Source organism: Rhizobium sp. BR 317, assembly GCF_047445835.1.
GTDB classification, from domain to species: domain Bacteria; phylum Pseudomonadota; class Alphaproteobacteria; order Rhizobiales; family Rhizobiaceae; genus Rhizobium; species Rhizobium paranaense.
In genome coordinates this window covers 1-2,729 of record NZ_JARWLB010000078.1, presented here as the reverse complement: position 1 = coordinate 2,729, position 2,729 = coordinate 1, and the positions used below count along the sequence as shown (strand labels likewise).

Below are 2,729 nucleotides of genomic sequence, written 5' to 3'. Positions count from 1 at the left end.
GTTTTTGCGACGGCCTCGCCGTTCGATACGCCCGGTCGAATGGCGGAACTGGTTGCCTGGCAACAGGCCMAGGAGGCAGATGGCACGTTTCACCCTTTGCTGATCGTTGCTGTGTTCGTCGTGGTTTTTCTGGAAATCCATCCGTTCCAGGATGGCAATGGCCGACTGTCGCGGGCTTTGACTACCCTGCTGCTGCTTCGCGCCGGCTATGCCTACGTGCMCTACAGTTCGCTCGAAAGCATCGTCGAGCAGAACAAGGAAGCCTATTACCTCGCGCTTCGCCGCACGCAAGGCACGATCCGCACGGATCGGCAGGACTGGAATCCCTGGGTCGAATTCTTCCTGCGAAGCCTGCAGCGACAAAAGCAACGTCTCGAGCGGAAGATGGAGCGTGAGCGCATCCTTCTGGGCGATCTGCCGGAGTTGTCGGTCTCTATCCTCGAGCTGGCACGCRAGCGTGGTAGAGTTACCGTGATKGACGCGGCCAAAGCCACGGGCGCAAGCCGGAATACCGTCAAGGATCATCTGCGCGCGTTGACCGATGAGGGACACCTKACCCTGCACGGAGCGGGTCGCGGAACCTGGTATGGCCTGAGCTGAAACMAGTGTGAAGGGCCGGCCGGCGCACCAGTATCGAAGCCGTCCTCCACCCGTACAAGACAGCCACAGCCATGTCCTTTCCACTTGTTTCCGGCGCTCCATCTGCGGGCTCGATGGGGGCATGTCTGACCGGAGAGCGGCTGCGCCTCGATCGTCTTCCCGCAACGGCGTTCGCAGATTTCTTACCCCGGCCGGCTGCGCCCTCCTTCTCTCCGACTAACAAATCTTCGCCTTGCCGCCCTCCATTGCATTGCGGCCTGTGCCACCCCATCGCGTGAGGCGACGGGGACCCCGGCGGGTGCGGTCCGATCGTCCCCGGTCGTTGCGACTGCCATCGAGATCCTATGAGTAGTGGCGGCGATCTGTTCTGATCCGGTTGACGTCAACGCCGTTGCGGAAAGGAGCASGACGATGTCGCAAGATAATGCTCGTGCAGCAGGTACTCCTCAAGAGAAACTCGGGGCAATCTTCGCCTCGATCGAATTGAGCAAAAAGACGTGGCTGCTAACCACGATGTCACCGGGCGCCGGGGACAAGATGTCCCGCCACATTATCCCCGGAGGCGATATTGGCGCTCTCTTTGCCCAGCTCGCGGCCTTGAAGCGGAAAGCTCACGACCGAACCGGCCGTCACTATCCATTTGTGATCATCCAGGAGGCCGGCCTCGACGGCTTCTGGGTCCACCGAGCGCTGACAGCCGAGGGTTACGAGAGCCATGTCGTTGATGCAGCCTCGATTGCCACGTCACGCCGCAAACKGCGGGTGAAGACCGACAGGTTAGACGGGGAGAGTTTGATCCGGGCTTTGCTTGCGTTCAAGCGCGGAGAGCCGCGGGTCTGCTCGATGTTGAGAGTTCCGAATCCKGATGAAGAAGATCGTCGGCGCATTGTGCGGGAGCGGAAAGTTCTGATGGAAGAGCGTATCCGACACAGCAACMGTATCAAAGGTCTTCTCTTCTCGCAGGGCATCACCGGTTACGATCCTTTGCGTCGCGATCGACGGGAACAGTTGGAGATGCTCCGTACGGGCGACGGGCGACCTTTGCCCMTAAACATGAAGCGGCAGGTCCTGCKAGAGTTTGCCCGCATGGAGCTGCTGATTGATCAGATCAAGGAGGTCGAAGCAGAGCGTKACGACATGCTCATCGAAGAACGACAATCTGCGCGAGAGGTGGCTTTGCTGTCTAAGGTCGTCGGCATCGGGCCCGAATTCGCCGCCGTGCTATGGGGCGAGGGTCTGTTCCGGCACTTCGACAACCGGCGGCAGGTTGCTGCGTATGCGGGGTTAGCACCGACGCCTTGGCAGAGTGGTTCGATCGATCGGGAACAGGGCATCGGCAAGTCTGGGAATCCTCGGCTCCGATCAACGTTGCTTGAGATGGCCTGGCTTTGGCTGAGGCACCAGCCATCATCAACGCTCAGTCGCTGGTTCAATGAGCGAGTCGCGCAAAACGGCGGCCGCTTCAAGAAAGTGATGATCACGGCGCTGGCACGTAAGCTGGTGGTGGCACTTTGGAAGTACACCAGCGCGGGCGTCTTGATTGAGGGCGCGGTAATCAGGCCGTGACCACGTAAGCGCATACCAGTTCGGTACAGGCCTGATCAGCCTCGCCGGAACCAGGTGGACGACCGAATTGCGGCCTGGCTTCAAACGCCGTCATCGAGAATGGTCTCGTCCTCCTGAGCCCTCGCCGCCGCAGGCGGGATTATGGTGCAGCCGTTGGAACGGCGACCGGATATGAGGTTGATACGTGCGTGGCGCGGATCAGAAACGGGCTCAGACCAAGGTTCACCGGGCGAAATCAGATCTGCCAGCTATGCCGGCTCATGATTGAAAGTCCGTTGCCAGCATCGTTCTCGCGAGACCGGTGGCGGAGAAGCCATCCCTTGCGACCTCTCTTCAGGCGGGTCTGACGCCAATCTGTCCTGATCCTGCAACGGCTTCACCGAACTTCTTCCCCTGCAGCTCTGCTGCATTCCTCGCGGGACAACAAGTCCGGCTTTCGCCGTCCTGCGCTAGCGCTGCGGTCCCGTTGKGATGCAGTCGGCCAGATCGGCGCCTCTCKACCGCTATCGAGGCCGCAAGGGGCGGCTTCKGCAACTCAGTCAGGAGAACGACAATGGCTACCA

The 2,729-nt window shown here is 60.4% G+C and carries 2 protein-coding genes; both read left to right on the top strand.

Annotated features, from left to right (window positions below; genetic code table 11):
- The coding region (locus QD357_RS31715) for a Fic family protein (protein ID WP_414125947.1) at nucleotides 1-600 on the top strand (600 nt) is incomplete at its 5' end.
- Nucleotides 601-1,011: 411 nt separating this feature from the next.
- A complete protein-coding gene (locus QD357_RS31710; protein WP_414125945.1) occupies nucleotides 1,012-2,166 on the top strand; it encodes an IS110 family transposase in 1,155 nt (384 codons plus the stop codon).
- Nucleotides 2,167-2,729: the final 563 nt, after the last annotated feature.